Origin of the sequence: Enterobacter wuhouensis (assembly GCF_035835995.1) — a bacterium.
GTDB lineage: Bacteria > Pseudomonadota > Gammaproteobacteria > Enterobacterales > Enterobacteriaceae > Enterobacter > Enterobacter wuhouensis.
The window spans coordinates 1,460,024-1,478,954 of record NZ_CP142124.1 but is presented as its reverse complement, the minus strand read 5'-3'; the positions used below and the strand labels follow the sequence as shown (position 1 = coordinate 1,478,954).

The following is an 18,931-nucleotide window of genomic DNA, read 5'->3' as shown; positions in this document are numbered from 1 at the left end:
TTGCTGAAGCAACGTTATCCTTCACGTTTAATATCTGAGTAAGATATTAAAATTGGTGGGTCGTGCAGGATTCGAACCTGCGACCAATTGATTAAAAGTCAACTGCTCTACCAACTGAGCTAACGACCCGAGTGGTGGGTGATGACGGGCTCGAACCGCCGACCCCCTCCGTGTAAAGGAGATGCTCTACCAACTGAGCTAATCACCCACTCTGTACTACTGGTTTTGCGTTAAGTGGTGGGTCGTGCAGGATTCGAACCTGCGACCAATTGATTAAAAGTCAACTGCTCTACCAACTGAGCTAACGACCCACTTTTACGCTGTTTTCACGTTGTTTGATATCCCGTGGCAACGGCGGCATATATTACTGATTTAAGAATTCTGCGCAACAAAAATTTCGATGAAGATCACTTAACTGCTTAGTAATCATGCTGCACGACCAGAAATAACACGATTTCTGGTCATGCGATAATCATCCCATCGAACTCAGACGTTTTTGCGCCTGTTTAGCACCTTCGGTGCCCGGGAATTTTGTGACCACCTGCTGATAGACCGCTTTGGCTTTCGCAGTGTCACCTTTGTCCTGCATGATTACGCCGACCTTAAACATCGCATCGGGCGCTTTTGGCGATTTAGGGTAATTTTTCACCACAGAGGCAAAATAAAACGCCGCATCGTCCTTTTTACCCTTGTTGTAATTCAGCTGACCAAGCCAGTAATTTGCATTTGGCTGGTAAGTGGAATCAGGGTATTTCTTCACGAAGTTCTGAAACGCAACGATAGCATCGTCCTGACGAGATTTGTCCTGCACCAGGGCAATGGCCGCGTTGTAGTCCGTATTCGCGTCACCGCTCTGTACAGGCGCTCCTGTCGAGGCAGAAGCATCAGCTGACGGCGCTGGCGTAGCTGCACCGCTCTGATCGCCCGCTGCTGGCTGTGCTGCCGCACCGCCGCTGCTCAGGCTATCCATCTGCTGTAGGATTTGCTTCTGACGCTCCACAACCTGGTTCAGCTGGTACTGGCTTTCCTGAATCTGACCGCGAAGAGAGTCAATATCGCTTTGATTGTCGGAAAGTTGTTGCTGAAGCTGGGTTAAAAGCTGGCTGTGAGCGTTAGAGATACGCTCGAGTTGAGTGACCCGGTCTTCTACCGAGCCTGAGCCGACACTACTGATTGGTGCCTGAGCAAAAGCGGCCCAGGGGGCCGCTATTCCAACCAGTAACGACAGACTCAACAGATGATGTCTGAAGTTACTGCTCATGCAATTCTCTTAGTAAACCAGTACGGCACGACGGTTTTTGGAGTAAGCCGCTTCGTCGTGACCCAGTACTGCAGGTTTTTCTTTACCGTAAGAAACGATGGAGATCTGGTCAGCAGAAACGCCTTTACCCTGCAGGTACATTTTAACGGCGTTAGCACGACGCTCACCCAGGGAGATGTTGTACTCTGGAGTACCACGTTCGTCCGCGTGACCTTCTACGGTGACTTTGTAAGACGGGTTGCTACGCAGGAAGTTAGCGTGAGCATCCAGCATCGCAGCGAAGTCAGAACGGATGTCGTATTTATCCAGATCGAAGTAAACGATGTTGTTCTGCTGCAGCTGCTGCATCTGAAGACGCGCTTGCTCTTCAGAAGACATGTTGCCATTGCCGTTCGCGTCCATACCGGTGCCGGCACCCATCATGCCTTCGCCGCTCTGGTCATTGCTTGCATTCTTGTTAGAAGAACACGCCGCGATTGCCATTACAGGCAGAGCGATCATCAGCCCCTTCAGCACTTTGTTCAGTTGCATTTCTAAGATTCCTTTAGTAATCAATTAATTATTATTTACAGATACGGCGACCAGGCAGGTGATTTTACCTGTCCATCAGTTGCCGGAATACGCGCTTTGAAACGCCCATCTGTAGAAACCAGATTCAGCACAGATCCCATCCCCTGAGAAGAGCTGTAGATTACCATAGTGCCGTTAGGTGCCAGACTTGGCGTTTCATCCAGGAACGTTGACGAGAGAACTTGCACGCCACCCGCTACCAGATCTTGTTTGGCAATGTGCTGCTGCCCACCGTTGGAGCTGACCATTACCATAAACTTACCGTCGCTGCTTACGTCTGCGTTCTGGTTCTGTGTACCTTCCCAGGAAATACGCTGCGCTGCACCGCCGTTAACATTAATTTTGTAGATTTGTGGACGGCCTGCCTGGTCAGAGGTAAAGGCCAGGTTCTGACTGTCCGGGAACCAGGTTGGTTCGGTGTTGTTGCTGCGACCATCCGTTACCTGACGGATCTGACCGGAACCAATATCCATCACGTAGAGGTTCAGGCTACCGGTTTTAGACAGTGCGAACGCCAGCTTGGAGCCGTCAGGAGAGAACGACGGTGCACCGTTGTGACGCGGGAACGAAGCAACCTGACGAACAGCACCGTTAGCCAGCGTCTGGATTACCAGCGCAGAACGACCGCTTTCAAAGGTCACGTAGGCCAGCTTAGAGCCGTCCGGAGACCAGGCTGGGGACATCAGCGGCTGAGAAGAACGCTTCACCAGGAACTGGTTGTAACCGTCGTAATCAGATACGCGCAGCTCGTAAGGGAACTGGCCGCCGTTGGTCTGCACCACGTAGGCGATGCGGGTACGGAACGCGCCCTTAATGCCGGTGAGCTTTTCAAATACCGCATCGCTGGCAGCGTGAGCCGCATAGCGCAGGTACTGTTTGGTGACCTTGTACGAGTTCTGAGCCAGAACCGTACCCGGCGCACCGCCGGTATCAACCAGCTGCCATGCAACGTTGAACGAACCGTCCGGATTAGGCGTAACCTGACCCACAACCACGGCATCAATACCCAACGCAGACCATGCGGCAGGCTGTACTTCCTGCGCGCTGCCCGGCTGCTGCGGCAGACGAGAACGATCCAACGGGTTGAATTTACCGCTGTTACGCAGGTCCGCCGCTACGATGCCGCCGGCATCTTCAGGCGCAGCGCCTGGGCCAGCCCACTGGAACGGAACAACACCGATTGGGCGCGCCGAGTCCACCCCCTGGGTGATCTCGATACGTACTTCTGCGTGCAGCACAGCTGCCCACAGCATTAAGAAACTAAATGCTACGCGTAATGCCTGCTTCATCATATCTCCCTTATCTGGGTAACCTTACCCACGATAATTTAGCAGAATGTTAACAAACCCAAATATACAAAACTACTTATCCCAATTACGACAATAGACTGTTTTTCATACTTCCGTAAGAAGAGATGATTACAGCTTAAAGTCCAGTTTGGCATCTTTTATCTTTTCGTAAACAGCCTCACTAGGCGGTTTAGGAATGTTCGCCGATCTTGCTGCAGCCAGCGCAGCCTGACAAAGCGCAGGATCGCCCCCTTCAGACGTCACGTTTTTCAACCTGCCGTCTGGCGCAAGGTTGATATGCAAGACGCATTGCTTGCCCTGATACAGGCCTGCGTCAAAGAGTCGGCTCTGAATCGCAACCTGGATCTGCTTCGCATAGGCGCTGATATCTGCACCAGTCGCACCACCGTTAGCACCGGACGTACCGCTGTCTTTCGACGGCTGGCCGCTACCTTTCGCTCCTCCGCCGGTTTTCGGCGCATTCTTACCTGAACTCAGGTCGCCCAGCAGATCGTCAACACCGGCGGCAGCGGCAGCTTTTTCAGCGGCAGCCGCCTTTTTGGCTGCGGCTTTTTCAGCAGCCGCTTTCTTATCGGCAGCAGCCTTCTCAGCTGCAGCTTTTTTGTCAGCGGCGGCTTTCTCCGCGGCAGCCGCTTTTTCCGCCGCAGCCTTCTCGGCAGCAGCCGCTTTCTTCGCAGCATCAGCAGCAGCTTTCTTCTCTGCTTCCTGAGCGGCTTTCTTCGCGGCTTCCGCTTCTGCTTTCTTCTGTGCATCGGCAGCGGCTTTTTTCGCGGCTTCCGCTTCGGCTTTCTTCTGCGCATCAGCAGCGGCTTTTTTCGCAGCTTCCGCTTCCGCTTTCTTCTGAGCATCGGCTGCGGCTTTTTTCGCCGCATCCGCCGCTAGCTTCGCCTGGGCATCAGCCTGCGCTTTTGCGTCCGCTGCTGCTTTAGCCGCCGCTTCTTCAGCCTGCTTTTGCTGTTCCTGCGCTTTCTTCGCGGCAGCTTCAGCCTGCTTCTGCTGTTCCGCCTGCTCTTTCGCCGCTTCCTGCGCCTGCAAACGTTCTTTCTCAAGCTGCTTCAGGCGTTCCTGCTCGGCGGCCTGCTTTTCACGCAGCTCTTCCGCTTGCTGTTGCGCCTGTTTTTCACGCTGCTCTTCAGCACGTTTGGCACTCGCCTGCTGCTGTTGCTGACGATTATAGTTCTGCACTACCGCACCGGGATCCACCATAACGGCGTCGATGGACGAACCACCGCCGCCGCCCGATGCATCAATGTGCTCGTCGAACGAACTCCAGATCAGCGCTGCAAAAAGAATAACGTGCAGCACTGCGGAGACGATTATCGCTCGCTTAAGCTTGTCGTTCTGTTCGGTTGCCTTTGACACTATCGGTTCCCAAAAACTACGCAGATGATCAAATAGGCTGAGTCATTAAGCCAACCGACTTAACGCCCGCGCTATGTAGCAAGTTCAGCGCTTTAATGATTTCATCGTAAGGTACGTCTTTCGCACCGCCGATTAAGAAGACCGTTTTCGGATTTGACTCCAGGCGACGTTGCGCTTCGGCAATAACCTGCTCAGGCGGCAGTTGATCCATACGATCTTTCTCTACCACCACGCTGTACTGCCCTACGCCGGAAACCTCAATGATGACCGGAGGATCGTCATTGGTGCTTACCGCCTGTGATTCAGTCGCATCCGGCAGATCCACTTCCACGCTCTGGGTAATGATGGGTGCCGTCGCCATAAAGATCAGCAGCAGTACCAACAGTACGTCCAGCAGCGGGACGATATTGATTTCGGACTTGAGCTCGCGACGACCTCGTCCACGCGATCTGGCCATGGTTTACCCCTTGTTGCTCTCGGTGCTGGTAAACGCCTGACGGTGCAGAATCGCAGTGAACTCTTCCATAAAGTTGTCGTAGTTCAGTTCCAGTTTGTTCACGCGCTGGTTCAGACGGTTATAAGCCATAACCGCCGGGATAGCGGCAAACAGACCGATAGCGGTCGCAATCAGTGCTTCTGCAATACCTGGCGCAACCATCTGCAACGTCGCCTGCTTCACCGCGCCAAGCGCGATAAAGGCGTGCATGATCCCCCAGACCGTACCAAACAGACCGATATACGGGCTGATGGAGCCGACGGTACCCAGGAAAGGAATGTGCGTCTCAAGAGTTTCCAGCTCACGATTCATGGAAATACGCATCGCACGCGACGCACCTTCAACGACCGCTTCTGGCGCATGGTTATTGGCGCGGTGCAAACGCGCAAACTCTTTGAAACCGCTATAGAAAATTTGTTCGGAGCCTGAGAGGTTATCACGGCGTCCCTGGCTTTCCTGATACAGACGAGAAAGTTCGATACCAGACCAGAACTTATCTTCAAACGCTTCGGCTTCACGGCCTGCCGCATTGAGGATACGAGTTCTCTGGATGATGATGGCCCAGGATGCGATAGAAAAACCAATCAAAATCAACATGATAAGTTTAACCAGAAGGCTTGCCTTCAGGAACAAATCAAGGATATTCATGTCAGTCACTGCTTAAACTCCGCGACAATAGACTTAGGAAGCGCACGAGGCTTCATTATGGTTGGATCAACACAGACAATCAGTACTTCAGCTGAGTTCAGTACGGTGTTCTCTGCATTGACTATCCGCTGCGTGAACACCAGTGAGGTCCCGCGCATTGATGTAATTTCAGTTTGGACTTCGAGCATATCGTCGAGTCTGGCAGGCGCAAAATACTCAAGCGTCATCTTGCGTACCACAAAGGCAACTCGCTCAGCCAACAGCACCTGTTGGCTAAAGTGATGATGGCGCAGCATCTCTGTGCGTGCCCGTTCATAAAAAGCAACGTAGCTGGCGTGGTAGACCACACCACCGGCATCGGTATCTTCGTAGTAGACACGAACCGGCCATCGAAACAGCGTTGTATTCACTTTACATCCCGGTAATACAAGAAAAGTTGGAGCTTTCAAACTTCGCTACTATACGCGCGGGAATGATGGTTTGGAATGGGAGAAAGTAAACGGAGAGTAAATTTTTATGGGCTCGGGTAAGCCCATAACGTCAACGGACATTTCTTATTCAGGAGAAGAAGAAAATCAAACCTGCGAGGAGTACGAGGTCGGCAATCAGCGGGCAAAAGATCCCCTGCCAGTGAAGCGCTTTCGGACGAAAGCCCACGCCGTGAATTACCCCAGCGCACACCGCCCACATAATGAGGAAGCCGTGCCAGATTTCCAGCTCGCTGGTCTTTGCCGCGAAGCGCGACGGATCCCAGAAGATACAGCCTGCCAGCAGTAATGCCATCACTAAAGAAAGCGCCCGTAACGGGCGCTTATCCATTACCGCATATAACGTTGCGATAATGTTCATTAGTGTTTTTCTTCACCTGCTTTAGACGCTTCAACGTGCTCAAGCGCCAGGGCAGTGATGACACCAAATGCACAAGCAAGAAGCGTCCCTAAAATCCATGCGAAATACCACATATTCAGCTCCTTACTTAATACAGTGAATGAGTGTTGCTTTCGATATCTTCTTTCGTGATACGACCGAACATCTTCCAGTAACACCAGGTGGTGTAGAGCAGGATAATCGGTACGAACACACAAGCAACATACGTCATCAGGTTCAGCGTCAGCTGGCTGGAGGTCGCATCCCACATCGTCAGGCTGGCATTCATCATGGTGCTTGACGGCATCACGAATGGGAACATGGCAATACCGGCCGTCAGAATGATGCACGCCAGGGTCAGTGAAGAGAACACGAACGCCAGAGCACCTTTTTCAAGACGAGACGTCAGCATGGTCAGCAGCGGCAGCAACACGCCCAGAGCCGGGATAGCCCACAGCGCAGGGGTATTGTTGAAGTTCACCATCCAGGCACCCGCCTGACGCGCCACTTCTTTGGTCAGCGGGTTAGACGGTGCGGCATGGTTAATCGCCGACGTAATCACGTAACCATCAATACCGTACACGACCCAGACACCGGCCAGTGCGAAGCAGACCAGCGTGACCAGAGCGGCAACCTGGGCGGTAGCGCGGGAACGCAGGTGAAGTTCGCCCACGGTACGCATCTGCAGATAGGTCGCGCCCTGAGTAATGATCATCGCGACGCTCACCACGCCCGCCAGCAGGCCAAACGGATTCAGCAGCTGGAAGAAGTTACCGGTGTAGTAAAGACGCATGTACTCGTCGATGTGGAACGGCACGCCCTGCAGCAGGTTACCGAACGCCACGCCAATCACCAGCGGTGGAACGAAGCTACCGATGAAGATGCCCCAGTCCCACATGTTGCGCCAGCGGGTGTCTTCAATCTTAGAGCGGTAGTCGAAACCAACCGGACGGAAGAATAAAGACGCCAGCACCAGAATCATCGCCACGTAGAAACCAGAGAACGCAGCCGCATAGACCATCGGCCAGGCGGCGAACAGCGCGCCGCCCGCGGTGATCAGCCACACCTGGTTACCGTCCCAGTGCGGGGCGATGGAGTTGATCATGATTCGACGCTCGGTGTCATTACGGCCGAGGAAACGGGTGAGCATGCCCACGCCCATGTCGAAACCATCCGTGACCGCAAAACCGATCAGCAGAATACCGACCAGCAGCCACCAGATAAAACGCAATACTTCATAATCGATCATTTGATGACTCCTGTCTTAGCGTGCCGGCTGAGTAGTCACGGTGGACTGCTCGTAGTGATAGCGACCGGTTTTCAGGCTGCTTGGGCCAAGGCGCGCGAACTTGAACATCAGGAACAGTTCAGCTACCAGGAACAGGGTGTACAGACCACAAATCAGCAGCATGGAGAAGATCAGATCGCCCGCCGTCAGGGATGAGTTCGCTACCGCGGTTGGCAGCACCTCACCGATCGCCCACGGCTGACGGCCATACTCCGCAACAAACCAGCCGGATTCAATGGCAATCCACGGCAGCGGGATACCGTACAGCGCCGTACGCAGCAGCCATTTCTTCTCACCGATACGGTTACGAATCACTGACCAGAAGGACGCCGCGATAATCAGCAGCATGATGATGCCGCAGCCCACCATGATGCGGAACGCGAAGTACAGAGGCGCAACGCGTGGAATAGAGTCTTTGGTTGCCATCTGAATCTGTGCTTCCGTCGCGTCGGAGACGTTCGGGGTATAGCGTTTCAGCAGCAGACCGTAGCCCAGGTCTTTCTTCACGTCGTTGAACTGGTCGCGAACGGCCTGGTCGGTTGAACCAGAGCGCAGCTGTTCCAGCAGCGAGTAAGCCTTCATCCCGTTACGGATACGCTCTTCGTGCTGCACCATCAGATCTTTCAGGCCAGTGACCTGCTTGTCGACGGAACGCGTCGCGATGATGCCCAGCGCGTAAGGGATTTGAATAGCGAAGCGGTTTTCCTGCGCATCCTGATCCGGAATACCGAACAGGGTAAAGGCAGCCGGAGCCGGTTGCGTTTCCCACTCGGCTTCAATCGCAGCCAGTTTGGTTTTCTGCACGTCGCCCATTTCGTAACCGGATTCATCACCCAGAACAATAACGGACAGAATCGCAGCCATACCGAAGCTTGCAGCGATAGCAAAGGAGCGTTTTGCAAAAGCGAAGTCGCGACCGCGCAGCATGTAGTAGGAGCTGATGCCCAGCACGAACATGGCGCCGCACACGTAGCCCGATGCCACGGTGTGAACGAATTTAACCTGTGCAACCGGGTTCAGGACCAGCTCGGCAAAGCTGACCATCTCCATACGCATGGTTTCGAAGTTGAAATCAGAGGCGATGGGGTTCTGCATCCAGCCGTTCGCGACCAGGATCCACAGCGCGGACAGGTTAGAGCCTAATGCGACCAGCCAGGTCACTGCCATATGCTGGACTTTGCCCAGACGGTCCCAGCCGAAGAAGAACAGACCTACAAAGGTGGATTCGAGGAAGAAGGCCATCAGACCTTCAATGGCCAGCGGCGCACCGAAGATATCCCCTACGTAGTGGGAATAGTAAGACCAGTTAGTCCCGAACTGGAACTCCATGGTTAAACCGGTAGCCACGCCCAGCGCGAAGTTGATACCAAACAACTTGCCCCAGAACTTGGTCATATCTTTATAAATCTGTTTGCCGGAGAGGACGTAAACCGTTTCCATGATCGCCAACAGGAACGCCATACCGAGCGTCAGTGGTACAAACAGGAAGTGGTACATCGCGGTCAAGGCAAACTGTAAGCGCGACAGTTCGACTATGTCTAACATTATGACTCCTTGCTCATCGCATGAAGACTCCGAGAGTGAACCCCGTCAGAAAGAGATTCACACGCATGCCCCAATACAAATTATTCGCATCCCTGTCGTCGTTATTACCCTTAGGGAGGATAAAAACGATGACGTCAGGTTACAAATACGTTAAAAAAAACCAAAATTGATCCCGTAAATATAATACGCTGCAAAACCCTTACAATAAACAGGTTTTTATTGAATCACATTTACGTTTTACGACGGTGATCAACTTATAGCAAAACTACCGCTTTTCGGCCATTTTGATCGGGGACAATTTAGCGCCTTTTGAAGGTTTTTTCCAAGGATTAAACATTGATTTAAATCAAAAACGGCTCTCAATGTTAACCATGTTTAATCATGGTGAGAATGGTAAAAACCATGTTAATGATATGTACATTTGGAGGTGTTGTTAGTTATCAATCGCAAGAGGAAATATAAACAGAAGTGATTTTATTTAACGCCCAAAGAAAAATGCCGGACTGGCCGGGTAAACATTTAATGATAGTCCCCTCACCCTCATTTTACGCGGGCAAACTGTACCTTGTGGAATTACTTTTATTTTACTTTTACGCCCCTTTAAATTAACACCACTGTGTGACTATTTAATGAAAAAAGGCTGCAGGGCCTACAGCCTTTTCTCTTGTCGTCGGTTATGAGTCGAACAAAATGCTAAACGTGCGCGACGCGCCCGGTTTGAACGCCCACATCATCCCCTGCACATTTTCCCCGGTTTTTATCTGCTCGTTCATGTCTGTTTCGCAGCACCGTCTTACGGACTGATTTATTGCTAACTGGGCATCATTCACACTGGTTATGGAAGGGTTAAACAGACGCAGGATCAGCTCATCGCGTTCTTCCGCCTTTTTGACTGCGCTGAGCACGCACCCCGTTGGCGAAAGAGAAAACAGGCTGTAGCTCAGTGGCGTCATGAACGTCGAACGATTGAGCTTCATCGCATCCCAGGGGATTTTGTTATAGCACTGCACCGGCGTTAACCATGACTTTGCCTGCTGCGCTACGCCGGCGCTTTCAGGCGTTCCGCTGAAGCTGTACAGGCTAAACCGACTGGTTAACGCCCCCCGCATCTGCGAATCAGGAACGGGCATTTTAATACCCGACGGTCTGCCGGGACGCAGGAGCAGATCTTCTTTCCCGAGCAGCCCAACGCCGCGAAGCAGGGTCAATGCAAAGGCTTTTTTGTCATCCCCCACTACTTCAAACTCACGCAGCCCCTCGGTGAACAGGGCGAGTCCGTTGCGTCTCTCCCGAAGGACGGCGTAGTTGAGCAAATTCCAGACGGGCACCGGCGCTTCTTTCCAGCCTTCCTCCTGCCAGATTTCCATTGCCTCATCCTGCACCGGACGGGTAATGGAACCAAACTGCGTATCCGCTAACACTTCCTGCGTGCTAAACGGCGTGGGGATCAGCACGCGAATGCGGTGGTCATCAGCCTGATTATCCAGGCGTACCTCCACGTCAATGCGTCTGCTGTTGTGGCTGAGCGTGACCGCAATCTCGGCACCGAGCGCGCCATTCTGCTGGCGGGCCGAGCGCTCGGTGAGGTTTGCCGGAACGGCCATGCGGTGACGGATAACCGCCCTGCTCTGCCAGCCCTCATGCGTGACCTCAACATCATGCTGCCCTTGTGCTGAAGTGAGTCTCCACTCTTCTCGCGAAGGCGAGTAGTCGTACTCGTCCCCGTCATCCGAGCTTTCCTCCATTTCCAGCACGCGGTCATAAATGAGCCCGGTCTCTTTATCCCGCAGGCGCAGCGTGCCGTCGGCGTTTAAATCAATCAGCCAGAAGGCATTTTCCAGCAGCGCGTCGGTCCCTTTTGCCGGAGCGAGCACGTTCCCGGCAACATGCGGCTCGATAAAGAGCGTGCGATAGCCCATCGACGGCAGGATCTGGCTGACCTGAATATCGAACTCCATAAAAGGTTCGTAGTTCCCGTAATGGACGATTTGTCGGTCAATCAAGCCAGGGTCAAGCTCGCGCGCGCCGCGAATGAAATACGGGATCTCGTTGCCTTTGTCATCCACCAAACGAAAACGGCTGGCGCGCAGACGGAGAGTCGTGTTGATGACCTCTTCCCGCGGCCAGGGCATCAGGTTGAACATCACCAGCTTATCGGCATCACTTTCCGGCATGTTGTCGACAATCTTGCGCATGTAGAAAGCGACCAGATTGTCAGCCATATCCTCAGCCAGCTCAAAGCGGGAGACAATTTCGCGATGCACCTTGTCGCTGCAGCAGCAGCCGATGCTGTCGTGCGCGTGGTTTTTCAGGATCTCTTTCCACATTTTTTCCAGCAGGCCGTGGTGATACTCAAAGCCCAGCGTCCAGGCGAGCGTCGCCAGCGGCTCGAGGAGGTTGACGATTTTATTTTCGATACGGGCATGGGCAATTTTGATATCCATCCGCGTGGAGCCAATCGTTCGGTGCACACGCATGTACTTCCCGTCGATAAACTCGCCTTTCAGCGTCGCCAGCGCCTCCCGATGGGCGTCGATATGGTCGAAGACCTCCTCAAAGCGGCTCATCACGAATTTTCGCTGCGGGTAGATTTCGCGAAGCTTATCCATCACCGCAAAAATGTTCTGCTGCAGCGGCATCTGGTCATGGCCGTTAGGCAGCAAAATTTCGTTAGTCACGGAGGCGCTTTCCAGCACCTCAAAGTAGCTGTCGAGGCGTTTACGCAGCCCGGCTTCATCCTCCGGTAAGTACTTACCAATCGCGTAGCCCAGCGGCAGCACCTGCGCCGTTACTTCACTGCCGTCCTGGCTCTGCCAGAGAAACTCGGTTTTATCTGTCCCGTGACGTTCCGAGCAGCCGCGCCAGAACATCGTGCGCGTAATGCCGAAACCGTTATAAATGTGTGGAAGCTGGCCGGACATACCAAACGAATCCGGCAGATAGCCAATTTTCATCGGCTCGCCGAACGCCATGCAGTCGCGAATGCCGTACATCAGGTTACGCACAATCGACTCGCCGGAGACAATCGTGGTATCCGTCTGCGTATACCAGGGACCAATAATGAGCTTTCCGGCCTGGACCAGCGCCTTCACGCGGGGGCGGTTTTCCGGTTTTACCGCAAAGTAGTCCTCCAGCACCGCCGTCTGGCCGTCGAGGACGTAGTATTTATATTCCTCGTCCTGTTCAAGGCGGGTGAGGATCTCCTCCATATTATTGACCAGGAGAATACGTGACGCTTCGGTGGTGAAGTACCACTCACGGTCCCAGTGCATATGCGGCGTGATATGAACGCGAGATACAGCTTTCATCTTCGTTTCCTGTGTGCGTGTTATGGCGTAACGTCTTCAGTGACGTACTTGCCGCGCTTAACGGCCTGACGTCGCCAGATAAGTAAAATGAGAGTGGAGATAGCGGTTCCCACCAGTGCCGCGCCAAACCAGCCGGCCGCAGCGATTGCGCCGCCCATTCCGGCGTGATGCAGTAAAAAGAGGGAGAAAATCCCTGCCCCTGGCGTAGATAGCCCTAACCCCATGGCACCGACAATCGCGCCCGTCGCCATCGAGCCGAGAACAAACGAGCCTATCACTCTCAGCGGATCTTCAATCGCCATCGGGATTGCCCCTTCGGTAATACCCGCCAGGCCAAGCAGCCACGTCGATTTGCCGGTTTCGATTTCAAACTGTTTGAAGAGATGCGGAGCCAGCATCGTCGAGGCGGTGACGGTAAAGGCCGACACCATTTTGACGGAAGCAAAGATCGCGTACGGACCATACACGCCATTCGCCATCGCCCCGAGACAGAACGCGTAGGCTGCCTTGTTTACCGGGCCACCTAAATCGAACGAACACATAAAACCAAGAATGACGCCCAGCAGCAGCGCGTTTGCCCCTGACAGCCCGTTAAGCCATGCCGTCAGCGCGTTGTTGATCCATGCCACCGGTTCGCCAATCACAAACAGCATCAGGCTGCCCGCCCCCAGCACGCCGATGACCGGATAGAGGTAATAGGTTAAAAATCCGTTGTAGCGGTTGTTGAGGCGAATATGGTTTTTTACCCAACGCATCAGGTAGCCGGCGATTAATCCGCCCGCGACGGCCCCCAGAAACCCCGAGCCGATCATGTTGGCGGCAAGACCGGCCGCAAAGCCCGGCGCCAGCGCGGGTTTGTCCGCCAGCGAGTAGGCGGTATAGGCCGCGAGCACCGGCACCATCAAAATGCCGAGCATGCCGCCGCCGAGCTTGCGGTACATCCACAGCCATGAATTTTCCTGATCGAAAAGATGCTGCAGGCCGAGTATCTGCGCCAGCAGTACCGACACGGCCAGCACCGTTCCTCCGGCGACGATCAGCGGCACCGCAAAGGAGATACCGCTTAAAAGCGCCTGCTTGAGCTCCGTTTTAACGCTCTTTCTCTCTCCCTGCACCGGCCGTTCATCGGGCGAGGACGGTAACGCCAGGGCACGCTCAATTAACGCTTCGGCATGACGCAGCGGTTCCGCCACCGGCACCGAAATAGCGGGGATACCGTTGAAACGTTCACCCTCCTTGATCGCCACTTCCGCCGCAAAAATACAGGCCCGCGCCGCCTTCAGCTGCTGCGGGGTGATGCGACCTTCAATGCCGTTCGCCCCCTGCTTTTCGACCACCACGTTGATACCCAGCCTGCGCCCTGCTTTTTCCAGGTATTCAGCGGCCATGTAGGTATGGGCAATACCGGCCGGACAGGCGGTGACGCAGACGACGGTTGGCGCATTTATCAGGGTTTTCACCGCGTCGTCCTGCGGAGCATCTTCAAGCGCCGCTAGCAGATCTTCCGCGCTGGTCGCCGCCATCACGCGGGCCCGGAGCGCGTCATCCGCCAGGCGAGACGTCAGCTCGGTCAACACCTGAATATGCGTCGATCCCGCTTCGGCGGGCGGAATGGCAAGCAGGACGATCAGCTCAACCTTCTCCGGGCCGTCCACCCCTTCCCACTCCAGCGGCTGGCTCAGCGTGGCAACGGCGAAGGCCGCTTCCGCCACCGCGCTCGATTTGCCATGCGGAACAGCCAGCCCTTCGCCCAGCGCGGTGGGCCCCAAAGATTCGCGATGAAAGACATCCGCTATAAACGCATCGCCGTCGGTAATTTTTCCCAGCGACGCGAGCCGCGCCGCGAGCTGGCGGATCGCCTCATCACGACTGGCATACTGCGCCTGCACACAAACCGCGCTGGGGTGGGTCAGGGTCGTCAGGTTCATCAAGATCCTCACACTTATGTTGTTATTGTCTGAGCGCGATTGTGGCAGACCAAAAAATACATTTATGTGATCACTTTCTCTTTATCTTATAATTTGTATTTAAATTGTATTATTTACAAATTATGAACGGCAGGCATAATTCCGTGAAAAGGTATTAGAAAGGCAGAGTTCATGGGCAACAAACCGATGTATCGGCAGATCGCCGACGCGCTTCGTGAAAAAATTAACGCCGGTGAGTTAAAACCCGGTGATGCGCTGCCGACGGAATCCAGCCTTCAGGAGGCGTTCAGCGTCAGCCGGGTAACGGTAAGGCAGGCGCTCAGGCTGCTCACGGAAGAACAGATTATCGAGAGCATCCAGGGCAGCGGCTCCTATGTCAAAGAGGAGCGCGTGAATTACGATATTTATCAGCTCACCGGCTTTTACGAGAAGCTGGCCGACCGGAACGTGGATACCCACAGCGACGTGCGCATTTTCGAGGTGCTGAAAGCCGACGTAAAACTGGCCGATAAATTAGCGATCGCGCCGGATGATAAAGTCTGGCACGTAAAACGCGTGCGCTTCATCAAGCAAAAGCCGGTGAACCTGGAGGAGACGTGGATGCCGCTGGCGATGTTCCCCGACCTTACCTGGGAAGTGATGGAAAATTCGAAATACCATTACGTTGAGCAGATTAAAAAGATGACGATCGATCGCAGCGAGCAGGAGCTTGCGCCGGTTATGCCATCGCAGGAGGCCATCGCCGCGCTGGCGCTCGATCCGACACGGCCGATTCTGGAGAAAGTGTCTCGCGGATTTTTGAAGGACGGGCGGGTGTTTGAATACAGCCGCAACGTCTTTAACAGCGACGACTATAAATTCACCCTCATCGCCAAACGCAGGCAATAAAAAAGGCCGCTATTCAGCGGCCAACCATGTCGAAACGGACATTTAGTTATATCAACGCTCCCCTTTCGGGGAGCAGAGAGGACTTACTTAATGATGGATTTCAGTGCTTCGCCGATATCCGCCAGGCTGCGAACGGTCTTCACGCCTGCGGCTTCCAGCGCTGCGAATTTCTCATCTGCCGTACCTTTACCGCCTGCGATAATCGCGCCTGCGTGACCCATACGCTTGCCTTTCGGCGCGGTCACGCCCGCGATATAACCCACAACCGGCTTGGTTACGTGTTCTTTGATGTAAGCAGCCGCTTCTTCTTCCGCGCTACCGCCGATCTCACCGATCATCACGATCGCTTCGGTCTGCGGATCTTCCTGGAACAGCTTCAGGATGTCGATGAAGTTAGAGCCCGGGATCGGGTCACCGCCGATGCCCACGCAGGTGGACTGGCCGAAGCCGTAGTCGGTGGTCTGCTTAACCGCTTCATAGGTCAGGGTACCGGAACGGGACACGATGCCCACCTTGCCCGGCTTGTGAATGTGGCCCGGCATGATGCCGATTTTACATTCGCCTGGGGTGATAACGCCCGGGCAGTTCGGGCCGATCATACGCACGCCGGCTTCGTCCAGCTTCACCTTCACGGTCAGCATATCCAGCGTCGGGATACCTTCGGTGATGGTGATGATCAGCTTGATGCCTGCGTCGATGGCTTCCAGAATGGAGTCTTTGCAGAACGGGGCCGGAACGTAGATCACGGTCGCGGTTGCGCCCGTCGCTTCTACCGCTTCACGCACGGTGTTGAACACCGGCAGGCCCAGGTGCGTGGTGCCGCCTTTACCTGGCGTTACGCCGCCAACCATCTGCGTACCGTAGGCAATCGCCTGTTCGGAGTGGAAAGTCCCCTGGCTACCGGTGAAGCCCTGGCAGATAACCTTGGTATCTTTATTAATTAAAACGGACATTATTTCCCCTCCACTGCGGCAACAACCTGCTGAGCTGCATCCGTCAGACTTTTCGCTGCAATAATATTCAGGCCGCTGTCAGCCAGTTTTTTCGCGCCGAGTTCAGCGTTGTTACCTTCCAGACGCACAACAACCGGAACGTTAACGCCCACTTCTTCAACCGCACCGATGATACCGTCTGCGATCAGGTCGCAACGCACGATACCGCCGAAGATGTTCACCAGAACCGCCTTCACGTTATCGTCAGAGAGGATGATTTTGAACGCTTCGGTTACGCGCTCTTTGGTTGCGCCACCGCCCACGTCGAGGAAGTTTGCTGGCTCACCGCCGTGCAGCTTAACGATGTCCATGGTGCCCATTGCCAGGCCCGCACCGTTAACCATGCAGCCGATGTTGCCATCCAGCGCCACGTAGTTCAGCTCCCACTGTGCAGCCTGCGCTTCACGCGGGTCTTCCTGAGACTGGTCGCGCATTTCGCGCAGATCGGACTGGCGGAACAGCGCGTTGCCGTCAGCGCCCAGCTTGCCGTCGAGGCAGATCAGGTCGCCCTGGGTGGTGATCACCAGCGGGTTGATCTCGATCAGCGCCAGATCGCGCTCCAGGAAGATGTTCGCCAGACCCATGAAGATCTTGGTGAACTGCTGAACCAGCTTGCCTTCCAGACCCAGCTTGAACGCCAGTTCGCGACCCTGGTAAGGCATTGGGCCCGCCAGCGGATCGATTGCTACTTTGTGGATCAGGTGCGGGGTCTCTTCCGCCACTTTTTCGATTTCCACGCCGCCTTCGGTAGACGCCATGAACACCACGCGACGGGAGCTACGGTCAACAACCGCGCCCAGGTACAGTTCTTTCGCGATGTCGGTCGCCGCTTCAACCAGGATCTGGTTTACCGGCTGGCCGTTTGCATCTGTCTGGTAGGTGACCAGGCGCTTGCCGAGCCAATGTTCAGCAAAGGCGCGGATTTCTTCTTTGCTCTTAACAACCTTCACACCGCCCGCTTTACCACGGCCACCAGCGTGAACCTGACATTTAACTACCCACGGGCCGGAACCGATTTTAGATGCGGCTTCTTCTGCTTCACGCGGGGTAGTACAGGCATAACCCACCGGAGCCGGTAAGCCATACCGGGCAAACAGCTGTTTGGCCTGATATTCATGTAAGTTCATGTGTTCTATCCATCCTTCAGGGTAATCGTTATCTTCAAACCTGTAGACCGGCGCGATCTGTGTGCCGGATGGCGCTACGCTTATCCGGCCTACAGGGCAGGTGATGCTAAATAGTTACTAGACGTCCAGCAGCAGACGCGTTGGATCTTCCAGCAGCTCTTTAATCGCGACCAGGAAGCCCACGGACTCGCGGCCGTCGATCAGGCGGTGATCGTAAGAGAGCGCCAGGTACATCATCGGCAGGATCTCCACTTTACCGTCTACCGCCATCGGGCGATCTTTAATGGCATGCATACCCAGGATCGCGCTCTGCGGCGGGTTAATGATCGGGGTAGACATCAGCGAGCCGAATACGCCGCCGTTGGTAATGGTAAAGTTACCGCCGGTCAGGTCGTCTACGGTCAGCTTGCCGTCGCGGCCTTTCACAGCCAGCTCTTTAATGTTTTTCTCGATGTCAGCCATACCCAGGGTATCCACATCGCGCAGAACCGGGGTCACCAGGCCGCGTGGAGTAGACACCGCCATGCTGACGTCGAAATAGTTGTGGTAAACCACGTCATCGCCGTCGATAGAGGCGTTCACTTCCGGGTAGCGTTTCAGCGCTTCAACCACCGCCTTCACGTAGAAGGACATAAAGCCCAGACGGATACCGTGACGTTTTTCAAACGCGTCACCGTACTGCTTACGCAGGTCCATGATTGGCTTCATGTTCACTTCGTTGAAGGTGGTCAGCATCGCGGTGGAGTTTTTCGCTTCCAGCAGACGCTCGGCCACGCGCTTGCGCAGGCGGGTCATCGGCACGCGTTTTTCGCTGCGGGCGCCCAGAGCAGGCTGCGCTGCCGGTGCCGCCGCAGGGGCTTTCGCTTCTGCCTGAGCAGGCGCTTTCGCCAGGTGCTTGTCGATGTCTTCGCGAGTCAGACGACCGCCCACGCCGGTGCCTTTGATGGCGGCCGGGTCAAGGCTGTGTTCAGCCAGCAGGCGACGGATCGCCGGGCTCAGCGCATCGTTTGTCTGCTCTTCCAGAGAGGCCTGCTGGCGCTGCGCTGGGGTAGACGCTTTTTCTTCAGACTTGGCGCTGGACTCTTTGCCCGCGCTGTTGCCTTCACGCAGGCGGCCCAGGATCTGACGAGAGGTGACGGTTGTACCTTCATCTTCCAGCACCGCGTCCAGAACGCCATCCGCCGAGGCCGGTACTTCCAGTACCACTTTGTCAGTTTCGATTTCTACCAGCACTTCATCGCGCTTTACGGCATCGCCCGGTTTTTTGTGCCAGGTGGCGACGGTCGCATCTGCTACGGACTCAGGCAGGTCGGGAACAAGAATATCTACGCTACTCATTAT

The 18,931-nt window shown here is 54.7% G+C and carries 17 protein-coding genes and 3 tRNA genes; 1 reads left to right on the top strand and 19 read right to left on the bottom strand.

From position 1 onward, the window contains the following. Positions 1–53 precede the first annotated feature (53 nt). The 16 genes from VPX56_RS07060 to mngA form a co-directional block, all read right to left on the bottom strand. A tRNA-Lys gene (locus tag VPX56_RS07060) sits at positions 54–129 on the bottom strand. 3 nt (positions 130–132) lie between these two features. Further along, positions 133–208: transfer RNA gene (locus tag VPX56_RS07055), tRNA-Val, on the bottom strand. A 27-nt stretch (positions 209–235) separates the two neighbouring features. Next, a tRNA-Lys gene (locus VPX56_RS07050) sits at positions 236–311 on the bottom strand. 161 nt (positions 312–472) lie between these two features. Next, positions 473–1,261 (bottom strand): cell division protein CpoB, encoded by a 789-nt coding sequence (cpoB, locus tag VPX56_RS07045; protein ID WP_326470746.1) that lies wholly within the window; start codon positions 1,259–1,261, stop codon positions 473–475. A gap of 9 nt (positions 1,262–1,270) precedes the next feature. Beyond that, on the bottom strand, positions 1,271–1,792 hold the full coding sequence (gene pal / locus VPX56_RS07040) for a peptidoglycan-associated lipoprotein Pal (RefSeq protein WP_003858578.1): 522 nt from the start codon (positions 1,790–1,792) through the stop codon (positions 1,271–1,273). Positions 1,793–1,827: 35 nt separating this feature from the next. Then, a complete protein-coding gene (gene tolB / locus VPX56_RS07035) occupies positions 1,828–3,120 on the bottom strand; it encodes a Tol-Pal system beta propeller repeat protein TolB (RefSeq protein ID WP_131633022.1) in 1,293 nt (430 codons plus the stop codon). A gap of 129 nt (positions 3,121–3,249) precedes the next feature. Next, on the bottom strand, positions 3,250–4,503 hold the full coding sequence (tolA, locus tag VPX56_RS07030; RefSeq protein WP_326470744.1) for a cell envelope integrity protein TolA: 1,254 nt from the start codon (positions 4,501–4,503) through the stop codon (positions 3,250–3,252). Between the two features lie 28 nt (positions 4,504–4,531). After that, on the bottom strand, positions 4,532–4,960 hold the full coding sequence (tolR, locus tag VPX56_RS07025) for a colicin uptake protein TolR (RefSeq protein ID WP_003858589.1): 429 nt from the start codon (positions 4,958–4,960) through the stop codon (positions 4,532–4,534). Positions 4,961–4,963: 3 nt separating this feature from the next. Then, positions 4,964–5,656 carry a Tol-Pal system protein TolQ gene (gene tolQ, locus VPX56_RS07020; protein ID WP_089598919.1) on the bottom strand — a complete coding sequence of 231 codons (693 nt, stop codon included), beginning with the start codon at positions 5,654–5,656 and terminating at the stop codon, positions 4,964–4,966. After that, the gene (gene ybgC / locus VPX56_RS07015) at positions 5,653–6,057 is read right to left on the bottom strand and encodes a tol-pal system-associated acyl-CoA thioesterase (RefSeq protein ID WP_003858593.1); all 405 of its coding nucleotides are present in this window, start codon (positions 6,055–6,057) and stop codon (positions 5,653–5,655) included. Before ybgC ends, tolQ begins: the two co-directional genes overlap by 4 nt. Before the next feature lie 148 nt (positions 6,058–6,205). Next, a complete protein-coding gene (gene ybgE / locus VPX56_RS07010) occupies positions 6,206–6,496 on the bottom strand; it encodes a cyd operon protein YbgE (protein ID WP_119935039.1) in 291 nt (96 codons plus the stop codon). Continuing rightward, positions 6,496–6,609: a cytochrome bd-I oxidase subunit CydX gene (gene cydX / locus VPX56_RS07005; protein WP_006177208.1), complete on the bottom strand. Its 114-nt coding sequence runs from the start codon at positions 6,607–6,609 to the stop codon at positions 6,496–6,498. The genes ybgE and cydX overlap by 1 nt, the downstream gene beginning before the upstream one ends. A gap of 14 nt (positions 6,610–6,623) precedes the next feature. Continuing rightward, complete coding sequence (gene cydB / locus VPX56_RS07000; RefSeq protein ID WP_131633024.1) at positions 6,624–7,763, bottom strand: cytochrome d ubiquinol oxidase subunit II; 1,140 nt, start codon at positions 7,761–7,763, stop codon at positions 6,624–6,626. Positions 7,764–7,778: 15 nt separating this feature from the next. Beyond that, positions 7,779–9,347: a cytochrome ubiquinol oxidase subunit I gene (gene cydA, locus VPX56_RS06995; RefSeq protein WP_131633025.1), complete on the bottom strand. Its 1,569-nt coding sequence runs from the start codon at positions 9,345–9,347 to the stop codon at positions 7,779–7,781. A 674-nt stretch (positions 9,348–10,021) separates the two neighbouring features. Next, positions 10,022–12,655: a mannosylglycerate hydrolase gene (gene mngB, locus VPX56_RS06990; protein ID WP_326470740.1), complete on the bottom strand. Its 2,634-nt coding sequence runs from the start codon at positions 12,653–12,655 to the stop codon at positions 10,022–10,024. A gap of 20 nt (positions 12,656–12,675) precedes the next feature. Next, complete coding sequence (gene mngA / locus VPX56_RS06985) at positions 12,676–14,583, bottom strand: PTS 2-O-a-mannosyl-D-glycerate transporter subunit IIABC (protein ID WP_326470738.1); 1,908 nt, start codon at positions 14,581–14,583, stop codon at positions 12,676–12,678. A 171-nt stretch (positions 14,584–14,754) separates the two neighbouring features. On the opposite strand from mngA, the gene VPX56_RS06980 reads away from it, so the two are divergent. Beyond that, positions 14,755–15,471 carry a GntR family transcriptional regulator gene (locus tag VPX56_RS06980; RefSeq protein WP_263610561.1) on the top strand — a complete coding sequence of 239 codons (717 nt, stop codon included), beginning with the start codon at positions 14,755–14,757 and terminating at the stop codon, positions 15,469–15,471. Between the two features lie 83 nt (positions 15,472–15,554). Here VPX56_RS06980 and sucD read toward each other — a convergent pair whose 3' ends face one another. From sucD to odhB, 3 genes are all read right to left on the bottom strand, one after another. Continuing rightward, the gene (sucD, locus tag VPX56_RS06975; RefSeq protein ID WP_008501094.1) at positions 15,555–16,424 is read right to left on the bottom strand and encodes a succinate--CoA ligase subunit alpha; all 870 of its coding nucleotides are present in this window, start codon (positions 16,422–16,424) and stop codon (positions 15,555–15,557) included. Then, complete coding sequence (sucC, locus tag VPX56_RS06970; RefSeq protein WP_023310791.1) at positions 16,424–17,590, bottom strand: ADP-forming succinate--CoA ligase subunit beta; 1,167 nt, start codon at positions 17,588–17,590, stop codon at positions 16,424–16,426. The genes sucD and sucC overlap by 1 nt, the downstream gene beginning before the upstream one ends. A 117-nt stretch (positions 17,591–17,707) precedes the next feature. Continuing rightward, positions 17,708–18,928 (bottom strand): 2-oxoglutarate dehydrogenase complex dihydrolipoyllysine-residue succinyltransferase, encoded by a 1,221-nt coding sequence (gene odhB, locus VPX56_RS06965; RefSeq protein ID WP_025912846.1) that lies wholly within the window; start codon positions 18,926–18,928, stop codon positions 17,708–17,710. Between the last annotated feature and the right edge of the window lie 3 nt (positions 18,929–18,931).

Bases quoted from the DNA above. Each gene is read 5' to 3' on its own strand.
- pal (WP_003858578.1), bottom strand. From the start codon at position 1,792: ATGCAACTGAACAAAGTGCTGAAGGGGCTGATGATCGCTCTGCCTGTA.
- cpoB (WP_326470746.1), bottom strand. From the start codon at position 1,261: ATGAGCAGTAACTTCAGACATCATCTGTTGAGTCTGTCGTTACTGGTT.
- sucC (WP_023310791.1), bottom strand. From the start codon at position 17,590: ATGAACTTACATGAATATCAGGCCAAACAGCTGTTTGCCCGGTATGGC.
- tolB (WP_131633022.1), bottom strand. From the start codon at position 3,120: ATGAAGCAGGCATTACGCGTAGCATTTAGTTTCTTAATGCTGTGGGCA.
- VPX56_RS06980 (WP_263610561.1), top strand. From the start codon at position 14,755: ATGGGCAACAAACCGATGTATCGGCAGATCGCCGACGCGCTTCGTGAA.
- ybgE (WP_119935039.1), bottom strand. From the start codon at position 6,496: ATGAACATTATCGCAACGTTATATGCGGTAATGGATAAGCGCCCGTTA.
- cydX (WP_006177208.1), bottom strand. From the start codon at position 6,609: ATGTGGTATTTCGCATGGATTTTAGGGACGCTTCTTGCTTGTGCATTT.
- cydA (WP_131633025.1), bottom strand. From the start codon at position 9,347: ATGTTAGACATAGTCGAACTGTCGCGCTTACAGTTTGCCTTGACCGCG.
- mngA (WP_326470738.1), bottom strand. From the start codon at position 14,583: ATGAACCTGACGACCCTGACCCACCCCAGCGCGGTTTGTGTGCAGGCG.
- sucD (WP_008501094.1), bottom strand. From the start codon at position 16,424: ATGTCCGTTTTAATTAATAAAGATACCAAGGTTATCTGCCAGGGCTTC.
- odhB (WP_025912846.1), bottom strand. From the start codon at position 18,928: ATGAGTAGCGTAGATATTCTTGTTCCCGACCTGCCTGAGTCCGTAGCA.
- mngB (WP_326470740.1), bottom strand. From the start codon at position 12,655: ATGAAAGCTGTATCTCGCGTTCATATCACGCCGCATATGCACTGGGAC.
- cydB (WP_131633024.1), bottom strand. From the start codon at position 7,763: ATGATCGATTATGAAGTATTGCGTTTTATCTGGTGGCTGCTGGTCGGT.
- tolR (WP_003858589.1), bottom strand. From the start codon at position 4,960: ATGGCCAGATCGCGTGGACGAGGTCGTCGCGAGCTCAAGTCCGAAATC.